Genomic DNA, 18445 nt, shown 5'->3' with positions numbered 1-18445 from the left:
AATCGCAAAAACGCTGCGGAGTTAGGCTACTTTTGTCAGTTTCGCCGCGTTTCAGCCATTGGCGGTTCGGGATTCAAATAGCCGAGCAGACAGCAGATGCAGAGACCCAAGCCCACAAGGGGGTACTTCAGCGCAATCATTGCAGCCACGCCGAAGAGGGCCAAGGTCGTAAAGGATCGGACGCGCATGAGCCTGCGTACTTTGGGCGAAATCTTGACGCTGCTTCGCCGATCGAGCAGCTCCCAGATCAGCCCGATGTAGGTTGCATTCACCAGAGAGAAGGCGGCTGCGTAAAAGGCTACGGGCTGCGGCTCCAGTTCGCTCACCGCCATCCAAGCAGTGGATAGCGGGAGCAGTGAGATCGAAAACAAATGCGCGAAATTGAACCACATGAGGTGCGGTGCAGAAGCGGGAAGTCTCCGTCTCTCCCGGACTTACGCCTTGGCGGCGTTCTGTGCAGCCTCGAACACATCTCGTGCGGGCGTCGTACCGGCTACGTGCTCCGTACTCGCGGCGCCGAGGTCCATCCATCCCGCGTTCACGGCCTCGAACATTTCTTCGGCAGGTCCGGAGCGGCCCTTGGGGATGCCGAATTGCTCGAAGGCTTCCGCCCAGCGTGCACGCGGGATTGCAAAGGCTTTCACGTCGCGATTGAGGACTTCACCCAACTGCCCCGCGACGTCATCGGCGGTGACCATCGAACCAACCTCGATGACGCGCTGCCCTGACCACGCCGGCCCGGTCAAAACGGATGCGACCTCCGCGCCGATGTCGTTCGTCGCGACCATGGTCGATTTCCGGTTTGTCGGATTGTAGTAGACCGGTAGCGTTCCGCCCTGCGCGACCTGCAAGCCGTAGAGGAAGTTTTCGAAGAACCCGCCGGCGCGCACAAATGCGATTGGCGATTTCAGGTCGCGAAGACCTTGCTCCAGAAGCGACAGGGCCGTGATCACCCCGTGCCCGCTGGTTCGGTTCGCGCCCATCGACGAAAGCGCAACCACGCGCGGCGGCGCTGCCTTGGTAAGCGCCTCGACATAGTTTGCAATCACGCCCTTTGCTTCCTTGTAATCGGGCGAGGGCGCCCAGACAGGGGGCAACATGACGAACGCGCCTTCGACGCCTCCGAGCGCTTGCTCGATGGCTGCCGGATCATTCCAATCGCCCTCCACCAGCTCCACGCCCTTGTTCGCCCAGTTGGCCGCCTTCTCGCGATTGCGGACGAGCGCGCGTACATCCTTGCGGTGCGCCAACAGATGTTCTGCCGTTGCGCCGCCAACTTTTCCCGTGATTCCCAGTACTAGAAACATGTGTTTTCTCCTGATGTCGAGGGACAGGGCACTGCCCCGGTTGGTTCAATGGATGAGCGGTAGAATGGCCCGGACTCGGGGATCGCGCAGATAGAGGCCGCCCCACGCCAGCGCGCCCAGAAACAGGGAAATGATCTCCGGCGGCGATCCCAACTCACCAATGCGGACGTGGGCGCAGATGGCACCGCCCAGAAAGCCCGTCACCAGGATCGCGCCGAGGACGGCGGTGGCCGGAATGGCGTAAAGAATGGCGCAGGCGAGTATGATCGGCCCCACGACACGGGTCAGGTCCATCGTGAACCCGGTTTCCTGCAACATGCCCGCGATCTGTGCCGGCGCGAAAAGCTGAATGGTGCCGTCTGCCACCAGAGCGATAACGACAAACGCGCTCATGATCCGGCCGGCCCACAGGGCGCGATGCAAGGTCACGGTTTCGGCTGCCTGACGCGGGTTCATGGTTTCGGACACTTGTCGTTCTCCGATGGGGAGATCCCATATCCGAAACTTACTGTGCCTCCTGAGTGTGATAAACACCGAGAAAATGAACCAACTGTTCTCTTTATAAAAAACAATAGAGGTACGAAAATGCAGAATCTCGAGCACGTCCTCATTTTCATAACGGTAGCGGAAATGGGCAGCTTCACCCGCGCGGCCGATAGCCTGGGCATCCAGAAGGGGAGGGCCTCGACGGCGGTCCGGAAGCTGGAAGAAGACGTCGGTGCCAGGCTCCTGCACCGCACCACGCGCAGCGTGCGCCTGACGGAGGACGGGCGCGCGTTTCATGCCCGTGCCCGCGATCTGCTGGCTGAAGTCGATGATCTGCACTCGATGTTCGCCGGCGATCGCGTGGCGCTTCGCGGGCGCTTACGGGTCGATCTTCCGACCGAAGTGGCGCGCACGACGATCGTGCCGGCCTTGCCGGAGTTCATGGCGGCTCACCCCGAGTTGGAGCTGGAGGTGTCGAGTACCGACCGGCAAGTCGATCTGGTTCAAGAGGGGTTTGACTGCGTCTTGCGACTTGGTCCCATCGGAGACGAGACGCTGATTGCCCGCCCGCTGGGCCTGTTGCGCATGGTCAACGCCGCCAGTCCCGCTTATCTGGCGCGCTATGGCGTCCCTCGGTCGCTGGACGACCTCCAGCGCCAGGAACATCGGACAATTCATTTTTCGACGATGCTGGGCGCGAGACCGCATGGATGGGAATATCCGGACGGCGACGGCTACTCGACGCGTCAGTTGCCAGGCGCGCTACACGTCAACAGCGCGCAGACCTACGACGCTGCCGCCGTCGCCGGCCTTGGCCTGATTCAAGCGCCGCTTCTGGGGATTGGCCAATACTTGAAGAGTGGAGCGCTGGTGGAGATCATGCCCGATTTGCGTCGCCGGGCGATCCCCGTGTCCTTCGTCGTAGCACATCGCAGCAATCTGTCGCGCCGCGTCCGCGCATTCATGAAATGGATCGAAGATGTACTGGCGCCGTATCTCGAATAGCGGGACGAACATCTTCGTCCCGCCTCGAAATCAACATTCTGGGTATGTCTGCCGGTCGGCGGCCCGGCGGGCCAACAGAATGCGACACCGAAACCGGCGGGGCCGACATGAGATATCGCTGCTCGCAACCTATCCGGGGCCGCCCGTCTGGACGAAATCGGGGAGAGAGGAACCGTCCCTCTCTCCCCCAAGACCTCACGGGCGAACGCGGATGACCGTTTTCCCCGCGCGTCGCTCGGTCGAGTTGAAGGCGGCGATCGCCTCGTCGAGAGGAGCGACTTTGCCGATGTTCGTCCGCAGCCGTCCGTTCCGCACCCGCTGGACGATCTCGCTCAGCTGGGCACGATCGGCTTCGACGACGAAGTCGACCGCCAGGCCATCCACGGGCCTCGCCTCGGCCGGGCCGACGACAGTCACCATCGTGCCTCCGGCTCGGATCAGCGCCGCGGACCGCTTCTGGATGTCGCCGCCGATGACATCGAACACCAGATCGACGCCGCGCACGTCTTCGAGGGCGTCGTTCTCGAGGTCGACGAATTCGTTTGCGCCGAAGTCGAGCGCCTTCTGGCGGTCGGCAGAGCGTCCGGTGCCAATGACGTAGGCGCCGGCCTCTCGTGCGAGCTGCGTCACCATCGACCCGACGGCGCCGGCCGCGCCATGCGCAAGGACGCTCTGCCCCGCCTGAAGACGGCCGTGCTGAAACAGTCCCTGCCACGCGGTCAGGCCCGAGATCGGCAGGCTAGCGCCCACCGTGAAGTCGACATCGCCCGGCAATGGCGCGAGGTTGCGGGCCTCGATAGCGATATACTCCGCCAGGGTGCCGTCGCGATACCAGTCGGCGAGGCCGAACACCCGCTGGCCCACCGACAGTCCCGTCGTACCGTAGCCCAGGGCGGTGACCACCCCGGCCAGCTCGTGCCCGGGGATCGATGGCGTCCGGTCGCCGTCGACGCGATCGGTCCAGGTCGAGGGCCACGTCAGCTCGGTCGGGACGAACCCCGACGCATGGATCTCGACGACGACATCGTTTATCGCCGCCTGCGGCTCGGGCCGCTGCACCACCTTCATCCCGGCCGTTCCTGCAGCCTGGTCCGTCACTACGATCGCTTTCATGGGAATTGTCTCCTCAGACATTTGTTGGTTCGGGGTAATTTACGGGCGTGGAAGGTCTTCGATCTCTCACGCAATCAGCCATTGGCGCGGCGCCTTCCACGAGAGCGGCAGTTCTTGCCATCCTTGTCTCCGTAAGATCTGGAGTTGCTGGGGATTATGCAAAGTCCAGGACATCGGCCACCGGCATGCGCGGCTTCTGCGGCCAGTTGCCGGCTCGCTCCGGGCCGACGGTCAGCAGCATCACCGGCACTTCGTCTTCGGCCAGGCCGAACTCGCGGTGCACGGCCTCGGCGTCGAAACCGATCATCGGCGTCGAACCCAGGCCCAGCGACCGGGCCGTGTAGATGATCGCCGCGGTGCCAAAGGTCGCGGAGCGTACCGCCTCGTCGCGCTGGCGCCGCGGCTGATCGTCATACAAACCGCGAGCGGGGATCTCCCATTCCGGCACCAGGTGCGCCGGCATGATGCCGGCCTCCACCACGGGCGCCAGGCGGGCTGGGACGGTGCTGGCATCGGCCAGCCTGCCGATGATGATGAAGGTCATGGCCGCATCGGTGATCGCCGGCTGATTCCAGGCGATCGGGCGCAGCCGTGCCTTGGCTTCCGGCGAGCGTACGGCGATGAAGCGCCAGTTCTGCAGGTGGAAGGAGGTTGGCGCGGACGTGCCGATACGCACCAGGTCGCGGATTTGGTCGTCGCTCAGGGTGGCAGCGGGATCGTAGTACTTGGCGGCGCTGCGGCTTAGGATCGTTTCGATGACGGCATTCGTCGCGAAAGCGTTTTCGCTCTTCCCGGTTTGCGCGAAGATCTGGGCGGCTACGCGGGTTGCGGGTCCGGTGGTGGCGAGGCAGTTCATTGGATGGCTCCCTTATCAAGTGATTGCGGAGCCTAATCTACGGGGAAGAATGATTATTTCGAGGCTGAATTAGCTCAATGTGATGCGCGAAAGGATCAAATTGCGCTTTCTCGATTCCGGACCGCGCGTCTTACTCGCCCTTGTGCGCCAGTCGCCGCCACTCCCCCGGCGTCATCCCCGTCCTTTCGGCGAAAACACGCCGGAACGCCGAAACGGATTGATACCCGACGGTCTCGGCCACGGCCTCGGTGCTGATCGCCGGCTTCTTCAACTCGTTGGCGGCCAGGCTCATGCGGAGATCGGTCAACAAATCGAGCGCGGAGCGACCCAGCTTGTCCTGGAACTGGCGCATGAACGTAGCGCGCGACATCCCGCACAATTCGGCCAGATCGGGCAGTTTCCAGGGCCGTGCCGCATCGGCGAACATCGCGGAAATGGCTGGAGCAAGCCGGGGATTGCCGGCCAGGGCCAACAAGCCTTCGGGGGCTTTCCCGGATTGGCTCGCCGCGCGCAGTACCAGTGTGAACAGGGCCGAAGAAAGCGCGTTGAGAATGGCGCGTCCTCCGGCTCTGTCTCCGGCGGACTCCATTCGCATCAGCGTCACCAGGCCGGCCAGTTGGCTGGAGGCGGAGCCGATGCCGTTTTCTTCATCGCCGTCCTTGGACCGCGCCACCAGATCCGCAGGCAGGTAGTTGCGGACCAGCCGATCATGGGGTGGTGCGATAAAAAATCGCCCACACAGCAGATCCAGTTGCTCGCCCTGGCCATCATTCTCGCTCAGCATCCATCCGGCAGCCCCCCGCCGTTGCTGGGTAGGGATTGGTATTTGCCCGCTGCCGTCGTGCAGCACATGCGCCGCGCCGTGAGGCAGCAGCACAATATCTCCACTCACCAGCTCCCTTGCTGCTCTCGTGTCCGGATCCTCCAAAATGGCCCGGCCCCTGACGATGACATGGTAGGGAATTTCGTTTGCGGCAGCCTTGCTCCAGGCAATGCGCCACGGCGCACCGTAGGCGCAGCGGACCTCGAGCTGGCCGGTAACGGTGATGATTTGCAAGAGATGGCTGAGCCAGTCCACTTCAGACATTGGACCTCGAAAACCGGAAATGGTGAAACATCTTATCGCAATTGTGCACTGGTTCTATCTGTCGCTCACATTTCGACCGCGCCTGGATGGGAGCGAGCACCGGGCGCCCCACGATCGGAACAGGGCCTGTATCAGGCGTGCGGTCGAGTGCGGATTCCTTTCGCCCTTCAAAACGGATGCACGACCCAACCGCGCAGGCTATATTGTCGCATGGGGCCGACGTCATCGAAGGGGAGGGCATGACATGCAGGCAATGCCGATAGCGCATCACGTCGCGCAACCCGAGGTCGTGCCCTCCGTGACCGGCTATCCGGCCGCCGTCCTGTGCTGGCTGCTTTCGGCTGGCGTCTATATCGCGGCCAAATGGGTGGCGCCTGAAATGCCACCCTGGGGCCTCTGCTTCTGGCGGCTGACGCTTGCCTGCGCCATCCTGCTGCCGATCGTGCACCGTCATCACGACGCGATGATCGGACTGTTGCGAACGCGCGTCGTGGAGGTCGTCGCGGTGGGGGCGATCGGCCTCACCCTGTGCCAAGGTATGATCTACCATGGCCTCAACGACACCGACGCCACCACGGCCGGCATCATCATGGCGCTGTCGCCTGTCATGACGATGGTGCTCGCCCGTTTCGTGCTTGGCGAGCCGCTCGGGCTGTGGAAGTCGCTAGGCGCGCTGGTTGCGCTCGCCGGGATGATTTTCATCGTTGCCCACGGCAACCTGACGGCGCTGCTGCAACTCAAGTTCAACGCCGGCGAGCTGTGGATCGTCGGCAGCGCGTTCTGCTGGGGCCTGTACACCGTGCTTTTGCGCCGTGCCAAATTCGGCATCGAACTCCTGCCGATGGTCGTGCTGCTGCTCGGCGCTGGTGCGCTGGTCGCCTTGCCGTTCCATGTGTGGGAATTGTTCAACGACGAACGCTCCGCCATGGACGTCCACAGCATTCTCGCGCTCGCCTATCTGGCAGGTCCGGGCGGCGCCTTGATGTACTATCTCTACAACAAAAGCGTGGAAACGCTCGGCGCGAGCCGAGCGAGCATGCTGCTCTACCTGCAGACGGTGTTCGTCGCTGTGTTAGCCTATCTGCTGCTCGGCGAGGGCTTGCACGATTACGATCTGGTCGGCGCGGCCTTCATCGTCACCGGCATCGTACTCGCCACCGTGGCCAAACCCAGGCCAGCTCAACCACGCGTGGCGTAGATAAATCGAAGGTCAGGGCGGTTCACTGTCGAAACAGGCGCGCAGCAAATGCAACCCTTCTTCGATGCGGGGCGTCGGAATGGCGCCATACCCCAGCATGATGCCGGCTCGCGGTATGGCGTTCACGGCGAACCGTGACAGGATCTGGACGGCGACGCTGCGATCGGCTGCGCGGCGGGCGACCTCGGCGATCCGGTCCGCCGACATTTTCCGGGCAAGAGCGGTGAGATGGAGCCCCGTTGTCGATGGGATGAGCTCGAGATGCCCGGCAAAATCATTGGCGATGGCGTCCGCGATGATCTGGTGCCGTTCCCGGTAGATCGCGTTCACCCGACGGATGTGACGCGCAAAGGCGCCCTCATCGATGAAACGCGCGAGCGCTGCTTGCGCCGGGGTCGATGAATGCCAGTCGCTGACGAATTTCGCTTTGTGCACGGCCGCTCGCAGCGATGGCGGCGTCAATATGAAGCCCAGCCGAAGCGTCGGCAGCATTGTCTTCGAGAAGGAGCCGACGTAGATGACCCGGCCTTTTGCGTCGAGCGTCTGCAACGGCTCGAGGGGACGGCCTCCGAAACGGAACTCGCTGTCGTAGTCGTCTTCGATGATGGCCGCGTTATTTCGCTCGGCCCAGGCCAGCAGCGCCTGCCGGCGCGGCAGCGTCATCGTCACCGAAAGCGGAAATTGATGAGACGGCGTGACATACACGGCTCGGACTCCGCGCGGTAGCGCATCAACGACCAGGCCCTGGCGATCCACCGGTACACCGACCACACGAATACCCAAGGCCTTGAACAAATGCCTCGGAGGACCGTAGCCCGGATCTTCAATGGCAATTGCATCGCCCGGTGCCAGCAGGACGCGGGCCAGGACATCCAGTGCCTGCTGCGTACCGTTTGTGACAATGATGTCGTCCGCAGCCGCCCCGATCCCTCGGGAGATGCCTATGTGCCTGGCGATTGCGACCCTGAGATCGTGATGTCCGGCGGGATGCTCGTAAGTGCCGGCGGTCGCTTCGCCCGAACGCAGCGCCCAAACCACCGACCGCCGCCACGCCCCGTGCGGAAACAGCGAAGCATCGCAAAACCCGGCGTGAAAGTCGAACCGAACCGGCTCGAATGCGGGTGGTGGGGCTATCGCCTCCCAGATCTGGCGTGGCTGGAGCACGCCGGTAGATCGGCGTCCGGTCTTTTCTCGCCCGGCCGGCACGACCAATTCGCTGATGAACGTCCCAGACCCCTGCCGGGATGTCACGAACCCTTCCGCGGCGAGCCGTTCATAAACCACGGTCACGGTGGCACGCGACACGGCAAGCGTCCGCGCCAGTTCGCGGCCAGGCGGCAGAGGGTCGCCGGGCCGCAGCCGTCGATCCAGAACGGCGCGCCGTATCTGACGATAAATCTCGCCGCTGAGATTCTTGCGCCCGACCAGGCTTATGTGAAAGGCGGTCATTGTTCAGCAACTGGAATTGGTCTGACGCAGGCACTGGAATTCAGCCTGCCACCAGTCCTCCTGCGTCCTGCGCTGGCTTAGCGGTAGCGCCTTGCAAGTGTCGTCATGCCAATTGGAATTGGACTGGCCAAGAATCCATGAATTGGCACTTCTATCGGTCCTCTAGCCTCCTTACCATTGCTTCGGCGGCAAGGGAAGAAGCGGATGGCCGGCTATGGGAGGCTGAAATGCCTCGAGCGGAGACTCGAATCCATCACCCGTCGAGCGTGCGACTACCTTGGTCTGTGCCGAAAACCACAGTCGCGGCCCTCAAGACTTGGCAATTATCCGTCTCAAGAGGTCGGGCAATCGCGGATTTGTCCCCCGAGCTGTTGAGGGACATTCGGGTCCATGCCATCGATCTGCCGGACCACGGGGCCGATCCTACGCCGGTCGCCAGGGCTGACCCTATTGCGCCCCATCGGCGCGGCCTTGCGAGCACAAGGCCGCCGCCGCGTGCTGGTGGACCATTCGATCGGCGGCATTTTCGAAACCCGCGCCGTCGAGATCACCGCGCGGCTCGGAAGCTGCGGACCAATCGTCAACATTTGGGGAGAGTGCCATGCCCAACCATCAGCGCTCTGCTACGCGCACGACAACACTTGCCCACCAGCCCGGTTCGATCCCGGGCGAGACAGGGCTGCGCGCGGCCGACCGACCAATCGTCACCAAGCAAGAGCTTCCTTCCGCTGTCCCACTGATGGCGCTTTCGACCGGTTTCTGGGCCTTCAAGACTCTGGCCGCCGCGCACGAGTTGGACCTCTTCAGCCGCCTTGCGAGCGGCGCCGCCGTCACGGTTGCCGGTTTGGCGGAAGCGCTCGGCCTGCATCAACGACCGGCCGAGATGCTGTTGACCGGCTGCGCTGCACTTGGGCTCCTGGAGAAAACGGACGGCCGCTATCGCAACACGCCCTTAAGCGAAACTTATCTCGTGAACGGTAAGCCGTATTACTTCGGTGGCTTCGTGCAGATGGCCGACAAGCGACTCTATGCGGGCTGGGGAAGGCTTGCAGAGGCGCTGCGCACGAACCGGCCAACCACATGGGATCCGGCAGTGCAATCCTCGATGTTCGAGGGCGAGGATCCTACGATGCTGGCGCTTTTCTGGGAGGCGATGCATTCGCTTTCCACGATGACCGCGCGCAAGCTCGGCGAAGCCGTGGATCTCAGTCATTTCCGCCGCCTCCTGGACATCGGCGGCGGCTCGGGCGCGTACGACATCGAGCTTTGCAAACAATATGGGGCGCTGCGTGCGACCGTGTTCGACTTGCCGCATGTCGCCGCGATCGCCGCGGGAAAGATCGCCGAGGCCGGCTTGACCGACCGCATCGAGACCGCGGACGGCAATTTCTTCGAACAGCTTCCCGGGGATCACGACGTGCATCTCCTGTCGATGATCATGCACGATTGGGACGAGGCGAAGAATCGCGCCCTGCTGCGCCGATCCTTCGAGGCTTTGCCAAGCGGCGGCGCGGTCGTCATCAGCGAGCTTCTCGTCAATGATGAAAAGACCGGCCCGGCGCTGGCCGCGCTGATGAGCCTCAACATGCTGATCGAGACGGAAGGACGAAACTACACCCCGGCCGAGTATTCGGCGTGGCTCGAGGAAGCCGGATTCAGGCACGTCGAGACGGTCTGGTTCGATGCTCCCGCCGCGAACGGCGCCGTGATCGGCCGCAAACCGTAAGGCGCAACGTAGAGCGGATCAGGTGCGCCGCAATCGGCTGGCCGGGCTGCGTAACGGCAGCCCCCGACGGGAGCACGACAAAGGTCATAGGAGAAGCCAAGAACAACCAAGGGAGAAAACCATGTTTCCAGCGTCAGTTCGTCTCGCATTGCTCACGGCCTCGGTCGTCGCCCTTCCATCATACGTCGCCGTGGCCGACGACGCGCAGGTCGCGCGTGGCGAGTACCTGGTCACGATCGCCGGCTGCAACGACTGCCACACGCCCGGCTACTTCTTCGGCAAACCCGATATGTCGCGCTTTCTTGGCGGCTCGGATGTGGGCTTTGAGATACCTGGCGTCGGTGTCTTTCCCGGTCGAAACATCACGCCCGACAGGGAGACCGGCATCGGCAGCTGGACCCCGGAGCAGATCGTCGCTGCGATCCAGACTGGCCAGCGGCCGGACGGCCGCACCCTGGCGCCGATTATGCCCTGGCCTGCTTTTGCGCATCTCACAGCGGACGATGCCATGGCCATCGCGGCGTTCCTGCAAAGCGTGAAGCCGGTAAGCAACAAGGTCCCGGGCCCGTTCAAGCCTGGCGACACGGTGTCGACATCCATGATGCGGATCATCCCGCCGGGCGGAACCGCTGCCGCTGCACCGAAATAGGCCGAAAACCGGCCTTCCACCGGACGTCGTGTTCGACGCCGCCCGGCGTCGTCCCGGAGCATGGCCAAAATGGCATCCGCGCCGGCCTCGCCATTCGCGGCCAGTCCCCACAACCATTTGCACACTCGGAACTGACGGCGGCAGATGCCGCATCCGCGCATCAACTGCTTCGTGCAAGCGCGCCGATGCTGTCGAGCAGCGGCTGTTGGTCGCCGACCCAAAACCAGTGGTCGTCACCGGCGATCTCGATGAACCGCGCGCCCGGGATCCCGGCGGCCAGGAGCCGCCCTGCCTCGACGCGCACGGCGCGGTCGCCGGACCGGTGCAGGACCACCGTCGGGGCCGAGACTTTTGCGAGCAGGGAACGGACATCGGTATCACGCAGCGCTTCGAGCAGACCCGCGACCGCGCCGGGGCTGGAGGCTGCCCTGAGCAATCCCGCCCACCAGGTCTCCGCCTGGCGGTCTCCGGAGAGGCTGGGGGCGAAGGTCTCGATTTCCGCCGGGCCGCCCCAGCCGGCGATCAGCCGCTGCTTCCACAGATCGTATTGCGCGGCGGTCAAGGCGAAGGGATAGTCCGACGCGCGGCTGCCTTTCGCGAGCGAGCCCCACAGGACAAGGCCGATGAGCCGATCCGGATGATCGATGGCGAAACGGACACAACCCGGCCCGCCTTCCGAGGCGCCGATGAGCAAGGCCCGGCTGCTGCCGGCCGCGTTCATGACTGCCAGAATATCCTGCGCTGTCGTTTCGACTGTGGCACGGACACCGACACGGTCGGAAAGTCCCATGCCGCGCCGGTCGAACAGGATCAGGCGGCCCAAGCGCGAAACCGCTGATATCCAGGCGCGGCAGCGTCTGTCTTCCCAGATACGCTCGACATGCGAAATGAAGCCGGGAACAAGCACGATGTCCGTCGGTCCGCTGCCGACGATCTGATAGGCGAGATGGATGCCGTCTACTTCGACGTAGCGCGTCCTGGGCACGTCCAAAGTGACATCTTGAGTTGGCTCCCGCACCAGGGCAAGCGTGGCCGGGTCCGGCGCTACGCCGAGTTCGTCTCGTAACAGCCGGACACAGCTTTCGGCCTGGCGCTCGGCTGCCGCCCTGTCCCCGGCCGCCAGGTGGGCGCGGATCAGGTGACGGTGCGCACTTTCGCTCAAGGGGTCGAGTGCCGCCAGGCGCGTCGCATGCACCACCCCGCTGCGTGGTTCGCCGCCGGCGATCTTCGCTTCGATGGTACGCTCCAGCGTCTGCACCAGTCGGCTACGCAAGGCCTCGCGCCTGAAAAAGACCCATTCGTCGAATTCCGGACAATCCGGGAGTGAGAAGCCGCCGAGATAGTCGCCCTTATAGATGTCGGCCGCCTCGTCGAGCGGGCCGACATTGCAGGCATGCTCGAAAATCTTGGAGTCGAGCTCGACGAAAAGCGCCGGGTGTAGGCTGAGGGATGCCCCCGTGGCGGCGATGACCTCCGTGCCGAACGCGATGCGAATTTTATGCAGTGTGCGCCGAAGGCGTGCTCGTGCGGCTTCTTCGTCGGTTTCGGGCCACAGAAGCGTGGCGGCGACCTCGCGCGCCACGGGCCCGCCGGCCTCGGCGACATAGATGAGGAGCGCGGCCGCCTTGCGCAAGGCGAGCTCCACCGGCTGCCCGTTCAGACGGAACTCCGGAAACCCCAGAAGTCGGAACTCCAATCTTTCCATCGACCCGTACGCGGCCGAGCGGGGACGTTCAGGGGACGCCGGCCTTCTATCCATCCCACGACGTCGGGCCGATCGGGCCCGATCAGGAGACTCCTTGGAGCGAGAAATGTCACCGGTCAATACTCTCAGCCAGCATTGCACGTCCGAGGCCATTGCCGGGGGTGGCGTTCCCATCGGCGTCAAGAACGCAGGGAAAGGAGGCTGAGACATGTGCCAATCCTGTCTCTCCTGGTACGCACGCTGCATTGCTCCCTACCTCGTCCACGCCGGCTGTTCGGCAAACGTGTTCGCGCGCATGCGAAGGCGCCTGATCCCGCGGGCGCAGGGCATTGTCGTCGAAGTCGGCTTCGGGTCCGGCCTGAACCTTCTCTATTACGACGCCGCCAGGGTGGAGCGGCTGGTCGGCATCGATCCCGACGGCACGATGCTTGGCCTGGCCGAACCGAAGATCCGTTCCCTGCCGTTCGACGTCGACTGCATCCGGGCCAGCGGCGAAAGGCTGCCCTTGATCGACGGCCTCGCCGACACGGTCGTCGTCACCTATGCCTTCTGCACCATTCCCGACCCTGACGCGGCGCTGACCGAGATCCGCCGCATATTGAAACCTATGGGCCGGCTGATCTTCATCGAGCACGGCCAGGCCGAGGGGCCGCGCGGCCGCAGATGGCAGGAGCGGCTGAACAAGCCGTGGGGACAGATCGCCGGCGGCTGTCATCTCAACCGCCAACCGCTGCACTTGATCCGAGAGGCGGGCTTCCGCATCGTTGAAGAGGAGCGGGGGCGGTTCCCGCTGCCCTTCTGGCAATTGGGAAGCCACTACGCCGGCGTCGCGGTGCTCCGACAGGGTGACGGGCCATCACCCCAGGCCAGATCGTGCATTACGAGGTCCCACGCACATCCGCTTCCGCGCGGAATTGCCGATGACGGTCGTCGGCATCCCGTTCCTGATGCGCGAGGTCACAGAAGATGGCGTGAGGGACAGCTTCTCGCACCGGAGTTAGCCGACATTCAAACCGCGTGCATCCACGTCTCAGATGGGGCTTTGCAACCCTTCTGTTATCAGCGTTCCGATCATTGAATCATAAACCGCGAGCTGAACGGCAGGCTGGCTGCGCCGACGGCTTTCGGGCTGATGGTCACCCGCGCTGGCAACGCTTGGACAGCGGCAAATTCCCGGCCGATATCGGCGCACAAGGCCTTGGCGATTTTCTGCGGCGCATAGCTGGACAGGAGGACCGTCCTGAACTCGACAAACTGGGTCAGCGCCGAGATCGATGCTTTCAGGCGGTTTGAGCATTCCCCCAGCCATTCGGTGTAGGCCTCTCCAAGATCAGGCCACTCAGGGCTGCTGCTCCAGATGATTTCGGACGAGCGTCCGCGCATGGCCAGTTCGCTTTCCAGGCGCATGAGGCCATGATCGAAGCTGGCACTGGAGTTTCCCTTATAGATCTGGTGGTTGAGGATGAGCCTGCTCTGCAGCCTAGCTCCGAGATAGAAGAACAAATAGTCGTTCAGCGGCTTTGCGACGCCGAACATGCTCTCGCCGCCGGCCGCCGCGGTGATGTCGTTCTGGACGAAGACCGGCAGCTTGATCTGCTCTTCGATCTCGCTTTGCAAAGCCTTCAGGGACGTGCTCGATCCGTTGCCGGTTGCAGCCATGGCGTCGACCTCATCGGGAACGGCCAGCCCGATACCCGCGACCCGGCTGCGCGCCTCGACCGGCAGGCTCGTCATGGCTTGCCTGATCGTCGCAAGCAAATCGTTGTTTTGCGGAAACGGATTGGCTTCATCCGCGGGCAACTGCGTGTGGAAGCGCACGGTGCCGATGAAGTCGATGAGCGCGATGTCGATCCTGCGCCGGCTGAAGCCGACGCCGACCGCGTAGGCACCTTCCGGGTTGAGTGAAAGCGGGATGGTGGGGGGCCCGACACGGCCGCGCTGCGCCTCGCCCTGCGAGACCAGCCCTTCCTGTTCGAGGGAGCGGACGATGACCGAGGCCGTCTGCGCCGACAGACCGGTCTTCTCGCCGATTTCCATCCGCGATATGCCCTCGTTCTGAAGCAGCAGCGACAGCACCAGACGCTCGTTGTAGCTGCGCACGCTCAACGCGTTCAGCCCGCTCGCACGATCGGCGATGCGCAAGGGATTGGGTGGTGCAAACCTCATGTCAGGCAAGGGTCGCCCCATCGGTAAGAGCGCATTGCCGGGCGGCGGTATGGTTGCTCATGTCGAGCGGCTCCAGCCGATCGCATCGACCGCGCGGGCGAGTGCGATGCCAAGCAGTCTGTGCGCTTCGGCATCGATGTGAAATCCGTCCGCTTCGCTGCAGGACACCACCGAGCCAGCATCGAAAAAGTGCAGTTCGAGCGAATCCGCCAGCACCTCGAACTCGAGCGCCAGCAGCCGCGATTTCTCCGGTGCGCCGGCGAAGATGGACTTCCACTCCTTGACGTCGTCCTGCATCGGCGGCGGTGCGACGATCATGATTTCGGGTGTGGTGCCGCCCGGACCGGGCGCCAGTTCCTTGATGTCGTAGACAAGGCAGCCGATGCCCATAGCCACTTCCGACGGCGGTTTGTTGAAGCGGATCTTGAGGTCATTGGTGCCGAGCATGATGATGACGAGGTCGAGCGTCGCATGGCTCTGCAGACAGGGGCGGAGATAGGTTCTACCGTTCTTGTGTGCCCCCTCGATCGGATCGTCGTGGACGGTGGTTCGACCGCTCAATCCTTCCTCGATGACATACCAGTCGGGGCCTAGCTGAGCGCGCAGTATCCCCGGCCAGCGCTCAGCCGGGCCATAGCGCTCGAGCGGCCCCTTGCCGGGGATCTGGCCGTGCGTGTTGGAGTCGCCGTAGCACAAGACTGATCGCATGATTTTCCCGCCGGGACTGACCGCGCGCCGGTGCAGGACGAGCGCTCTTCATGATGAATAGCGGAGTGGCGAAAGGCAAGCAACGGAATAGTCATTCAACATGACTAACTATTGACAGGTCAAACCCACTATGCTTCTAAAGTGCCCGGAGGAGTTCTCGACCGTCATCATTGTCCAGCCGAAATTGGGCCTCGACACACATGTGTTCGGGGGCGGGAGAATTGCGTGCATAGGTCGGTTCGCGACGACAAGCATGCATCGGGAGAGCGTCTCGCGGCCCGTGCGCGTCCGTACGGCCGGAGCAACCACAAGGAGGAGTTCAATGTTAGGATTGCTGAAAACCGTCGGGCTGGGGATGCTCGTTGTATCAGCGCTTGCCGTAACGTCCCTGGCGCACGCGGAAGATGTCAAGCTGATGGACGGCGTCGCGCCGCGCCCCGACGACACGCGCATGACCGAGGCCGGCGCATTCAAGAAGGATCCCCCTTGGGTCATCGGAATGAGCGACTTCGGCGTCAACGCCAACACCTGGACCGTGCAGGTCGCGCATGAGGCGGAAAATGCCGCGGCAAAGGACAAGCGCATCTCGAAGTTCATCCTCCTCGATGCCGGCTTCGATCAGAAGAAGCAGGTAGCCGATATCGAGGATCTGATCGCCCAGCATGTCGACGCGATCATCGTTCAGCCGGTGACCAGCACGTCGGCCAACGCCAGCATTGCCAAGGCGGTCGCCGCCGGCATCCCCGTCATCCTTCACACCGGCCGCATCGATTCCGATGCCTACACCACCGAAATCCAAGGGGGAGCCGAGCACTTCGGCAAGGTAATGGGCGACTGGCTGGTGAAGACCGTTGGCGACAACGGCAAGATCTGGGTCCTGCGCGGCCTTGCCGGCCACCCGGAAGACACCAACCGCTACAATGGGCTACTGGAATCGCTCAAGGGCACACATGTGCAGATCATCGCCGAGGAGCATGGCGACTGGCAGTATGACAAGGCCAAGAAGCTGTGCGAGACGCTCTATCTGAACAATCCGCAGGTCGACGGCATCTGGTCGTCCGGCGCCGACATGACGCGCGCCTGCGTCGATGTCTTCAAGCAGTTCGGCACGCCGATCCCGCCGATTTCGGGCGAGGGCAACAATGGCTATTTCGGCCAGTGGATCACGGATGGATTCAAGTCGATCTCTCCGGAATACAGCCCGGCCCAGGGTGCTGCCGGCGTGCGCGCCGCTGTAGCCCTGCTCGAGGGCAAGCAACTCTACAAGCGCTATGTCTACAACCCTGATGGCTGGGACAAGGACAAGGCCGCGAAATACTATCGCGACGACCTGACGGCCAATGTCTGGTGGCCGAGCGAACTCCCCGAAGACAAGCTCAAGGAATATTACGGCAAGAAGTGACACGCCGTGGCCGGCGGGGAGTGGACAAGCGTCCCCGCGGGGCCCTTCCAGTGGTGAAGCGAGGGTTTAGTGGCCAATCTTATCGAGATGTCGCACATTTCGAAGGCATTCGGGGGAAGCAAGGCGCTCCACTCCGTTTCCCTCGATCTGAAGGCCGGCAGCGTTCACGCCCTGATGGGCGAGAACGGCGCCGGAAAATCGACCTTGATGAAGATCCTGGCGGGCGTGTATCAGCCCGATTCCGGCGGGATCTTCATGAATGGGGAAAAGCTCGATCTGAAGTCACCGCGCGCCGCGCTCGATGCCGGCATCTCGACCGTTTTCCAGGAACACTCGCTGCTGCCTAATCTGTCGATCGCCGAGAACATGTTTCTCGGCCGGGAGCCGACGAACCGGTTCGGCTCGATCGACTATTCCGCGATGAACAGCCGAACCGCCAAGGCACTCGGCGAACTCGGTCTCACGCTAGACTCCTCGCAACTCGTTGCCAACCTGACCATTGCCGAGCGGCAATTCGTCGAGATCGCGCATTGCATCCAGGCCGACGCCGGCGTGCTTATTCTCGACGAGCCGACAGCGGCGCTCAACGCGGCCGATGTCGATGTGCTCAACCGCAATATCCGCCGCCTGCGCGATAGGGGAAAGGCAATCGTCTACATTTCGCATCGCATGGAGGAAATCTTCGAGCTGTGCGACACTGTGACGGTGCTGAAGGACGGCGCACTGGTCGGCACCAGGACGGTGTCCGAGATCACGACAGACGAACTCATCGCCATGATGGTCGGGCGCGAACTCCAGGACCTGTTCCCAGATCGCACGGGCGACAGGGGCGGCGAAATCCTGCGCGTCGAGAATCTCAGGATCACCGAGACATCGCAGCCTCTGTCGCTGACGTTGCACAAGGGCGAGATCGTCGCCCTCGCCGGGCTTGAGGGACAGGGCCAGCAGCGCTTCTTGCGCTCCCTCATCGGCCGCTACCATCCTTTTGCCGGGACGATTTCCATCAACGGCAAAACGCTCGACATGCCGCTCTCGACATCATCAGGCGTTCGCCATTTGCAGCAGCTGAAGGTCGGTTTCGTCCCCGAGGACCGCAAGGAGGAGGGGCTCTTTCTCGCTTTGCCGATCGCCCACAACATCGCCATCGGATTGCATTCGAGGCGACGCGAACTTGCGCCGGCGCGGCCCTATCGAAGCGTCATCGCCCGCATGATGGATGTCATGAACATAAAGGCGACAGGGCCGTCCGCTCCGGTCGGTTCGCTGTCGGGCGGCAATCAGCAAAAAGTGCTGCTCGGCCGCTACCTCGCCGCGGATCTCGATCTTCTCCTGGTGGAAGAGCCGACCCGTGGCGTCGACATCGGCGCCAAGTCCGAGATCTACCATCTGCTGCGCGACTTCACCCGCAAGGGTGGCGCGGTGCTGGTGCTGTCGCGCGAGACGATCGAGCTGATCGGGCTGTGCGACCGCATCTATGTCGTCCACCACGACACAGTCGTGGCCGAAATGCCGGCAGCACAGGCGACGGAGCACAAGATCCTCGACGCGGCCCTGACGGGCGGCTCGGCGCGCCGGCACTAGGGGCCTT

The 18445-nt window shown here is 63.3% G+C and carries 17 protein-coding genes; 7 read left to right on the top strand and 10 right to left on the bottom strand.

Annotated elements, in window-relative coordinates:
- Positions 1–35: 35 nt before the first annotated feature.
- From FJ426_RS14640 to FJ426_RS14630, 3 genes are read right to left on the bottom strand one after another with little or no spacing between them, the layout of a single operon-like run.
- On the bottom strand, positions 36–392 hold the full coding sequence (locus tag FJ426_RS14640; RefSeq protein ID WP_181172752.1) for a hypothetical protein: 357 nt from the start codon (positions 390–392) through the stop codon (positions 36–38).
- Between the two features lie 42 nt (positions 393–434).
- A complete protein-coding gene (locus FJ426_RS14635; protein WP_140498355.1) occupies positions 435–1307 on the bottom strand; it encodes an NmrA family NAD(P)-binding protein in 873 nt (290 codons plus the stop codon).
- Positions 1308–1352: 45 nt separating this feature from the next.
- Positions 1353–1775, bottom strand: coding sequence for a DoxX family protein (locus tag FJ426_RS14630; RefSeq protein WP_140560414.1), 423 nt, complete (start codon positions 1773–1775; stop codon positions 1353–1355).
- A 117-nt stretch (positions 1776–1892) separates the two neighbouring features.
- On the opposite strand from FJ426_RS14630, the gene FJ426_RS14625 reads away from it, so the two are divergent.
- Positions 1893–2798: a LysR family transcriptional regulator gene (locus FJ426_RS14625; protein ID WP_140498353.1), complete on the top strand. Its 906-nt coding sequence runs from the start codon at positions 1893–1895 to the stop codon at positions 2796–2798.
- 195 nt (positions 2799–2993) lie between these two features.
- On the opposite strand, the gene FJ426_RS14620 is transcribed toward FJ426_RS14625, so the two are convergent.
- The 3 genes from FJ426_RS14620 to FJ426_RS14610 form a co-directional block, all read right to left on the bottom strand.
- A complete protein-coding gene (locus FJ426_RS14620; RefSeq protein ID WP_140498352.1) occupies positions 2994–3911 on the bottom strand; it encodes an NADP-dependent oxidoreductase in 918 nt (305 codons plus the stop codon).
- A gap of 154 nt (positions 3912–4065) precedes the next feature.
- Positions 4066–4767: a nitroreductase family protein gene (locus tag FJ426_RS14615; protein WP_224519068.1), complete on the bottom strand. Its 702-nt coding sequence runs from the start codon at positions 4765–4767 to the stop codon at positions 4066–4068.
- Between the two features lie 130 nt (positions 4768–4897).
- A complete protein-coding gene (locus FJ426_RS14610) occupies positions 4898–5854 on the bottom strand; it encodes an AraC family transcriptional regulator (RefSeq protein WP_140498351.1) in 957 nt (318 codons plus the stop codon).
- Positions 5855–6098: 244 nt separating this feature from the next.
- Between FJ426_RS14610 and FJ426_RS14605 the strand changes: the two genes are divergently transcribed.
- Positions 6099–7052, top strand: coding sequence for an EamA family transporter (locus tag FJ426_RS14605; protein WP_140498350.1), 954 nt, complete (start codon positions 6099–6101; stop codon positions 7050–7052).
- A 12-nt stretch (positions 7053–7064) separates the two neighbouring features.
- On the opposite strand, the gene FJ426_RS14600 is transcribed toward FJ426_RS14605, so the two are convergent.
- The gene (locus FJ426_RS14600) at positions 7065–8501 is read right to left on the bottom strand and encodes a PLP-dependent aminotransferase family protein (RefSeq protein WP_140560415.1); all 1437 of its coding nucleotides are present in this window, start codon (positions 8499–8501) and stop codon (positions 7065–7067) included.
- A 601-nt stretch (positions 8502–9102) separates the two neighbouring features.
- Between FJ426_RS14600 and FJ426_RS14590 the strand changes: the two genes are divergently transcribed.
- Together FJ426_RS14590 and FJ426_RS14585 are read left to right on the top strand one after the other, a co-directional pair.
- Positions 9103–10227: an acetylserotonin O-methyltransferase gene (locus FJ426_RS14590; RefSeq protein ID WP_224519069.1), complete on the top strand. Its 1125-nt coding sequence runs from the start codon at positions 9103–9105 to the stop codon at positions 10225–10227.
- A gap of 121 nt (positions 10228–10348) precedes the next feature.
- Positions 10349–10876, top strand: a complete 528-nt coding sequence (locus FJ426_RS14585; protein WP_140498540.1) for a cytochrome c — start codon at positions 10349–10351, stop codon at positions 10874–10876.
- A gap of 160 nt (positions 10877–11036) precedes the next feature.
- On the opposite strand, the gene FJ426_RS14580 is transcribed toward FJ426_RS14585, so the two are convergent.
- Positions 11037–12581 (bottom strand): alpha/beta hydrolase, encoded by a 1545-nt coding sequence (locus FJ426_RS14580; protein ID WP_140515254.1) that lies wholly within the window; start codon positions 12579–12581, stop codon positions 11037–11039.
- 283 nt (positions 12582–12864) lie between these two features.
- Between FJ426_RS14580 and FJ426_RS14575 the strand changes: the two genes are divergently transcribed.
- Complete coding sequence (locus FJ426_RS14575; RefSeq protein WP_246675545.1) at positions 12865–13659, top strand: class I SAM-dependent methyltransferase; 795 nt, start codon at positions 12865–12867, stop codon at positions 13657–13659.
- Here FJ426_RS14575 and FJ426_RS14570 read toward each other — a convergent pair.
- A complete protein-coding gene (locus tag FJ426_RS14570) occupies positions 13653–14723 on the bottom strand; it encodes an ROK family transcriptional regulator (protein WP_224646902.1) in 1071 nt (356 codons plus the stop codon). The two genes, FJ426_RS14575 and FJ426_RS14570, sit on opposite strands and share 7 nt — an antisense overlap.
- A gap of 81 nt (positions 14724–14804) precedes the next feature.
- Positions 14805–15455, bottom strand: coding sequence for an SGNH/GDSL hydrolase family protein (locus tag FJ426_RS14565; protein ID WP_140498346.1), 651 nt, complete (start codon positions 15453–15455; stop codon positions 14805–14807).
- Between the two features lie 322 nt (positions 15456–15777).
- Here FJ426_RS14565 and FJ426_RS14560 point away from each other — a divergent pair, with 322 nt between their 5' ends.
- Together FJ426_RS14560 and FJ426_RS14555 are read left to right on the top strand one after the other, a co-directional pair.
- Positions 15778–16857 (top strand): substrate-binding domain-containing protein, encoded by a 1080-nt coding sequence (locus FJ426_RS14560; RefSeq protein WP_140560417.1) that lies wholly within the window; start codon positions 15778–15780, stop codon positions 16855–16857.
- Positions 16858–16926: 69 nt separating this feature from the next.
- Complete coding sequence (locus FJ426_RS14555; protein WP_140560418.1) at positions 16927–18438, top strand: sugar ABC transporter ATP-binding protein; 1512 nt, start codon at positions 16927–16929, stop codon at positions 18436–18438.
- Positions 18439–18445: the final 7 nt, after the last annotated feature.

Origin of the sequence: Mesorhizobium sp. B2-6-4, from assembly GCF_006441495.1 — a bacterium.
Lineage (GTDB): Bacteria > Pseudomonadota > Alphaproteobacteria > Rhizobiales > Rhizobiaceae > Mesorhizobium.
This window is presented reverse-complemented; position numbering and strand designations above follow the sequence as displayed.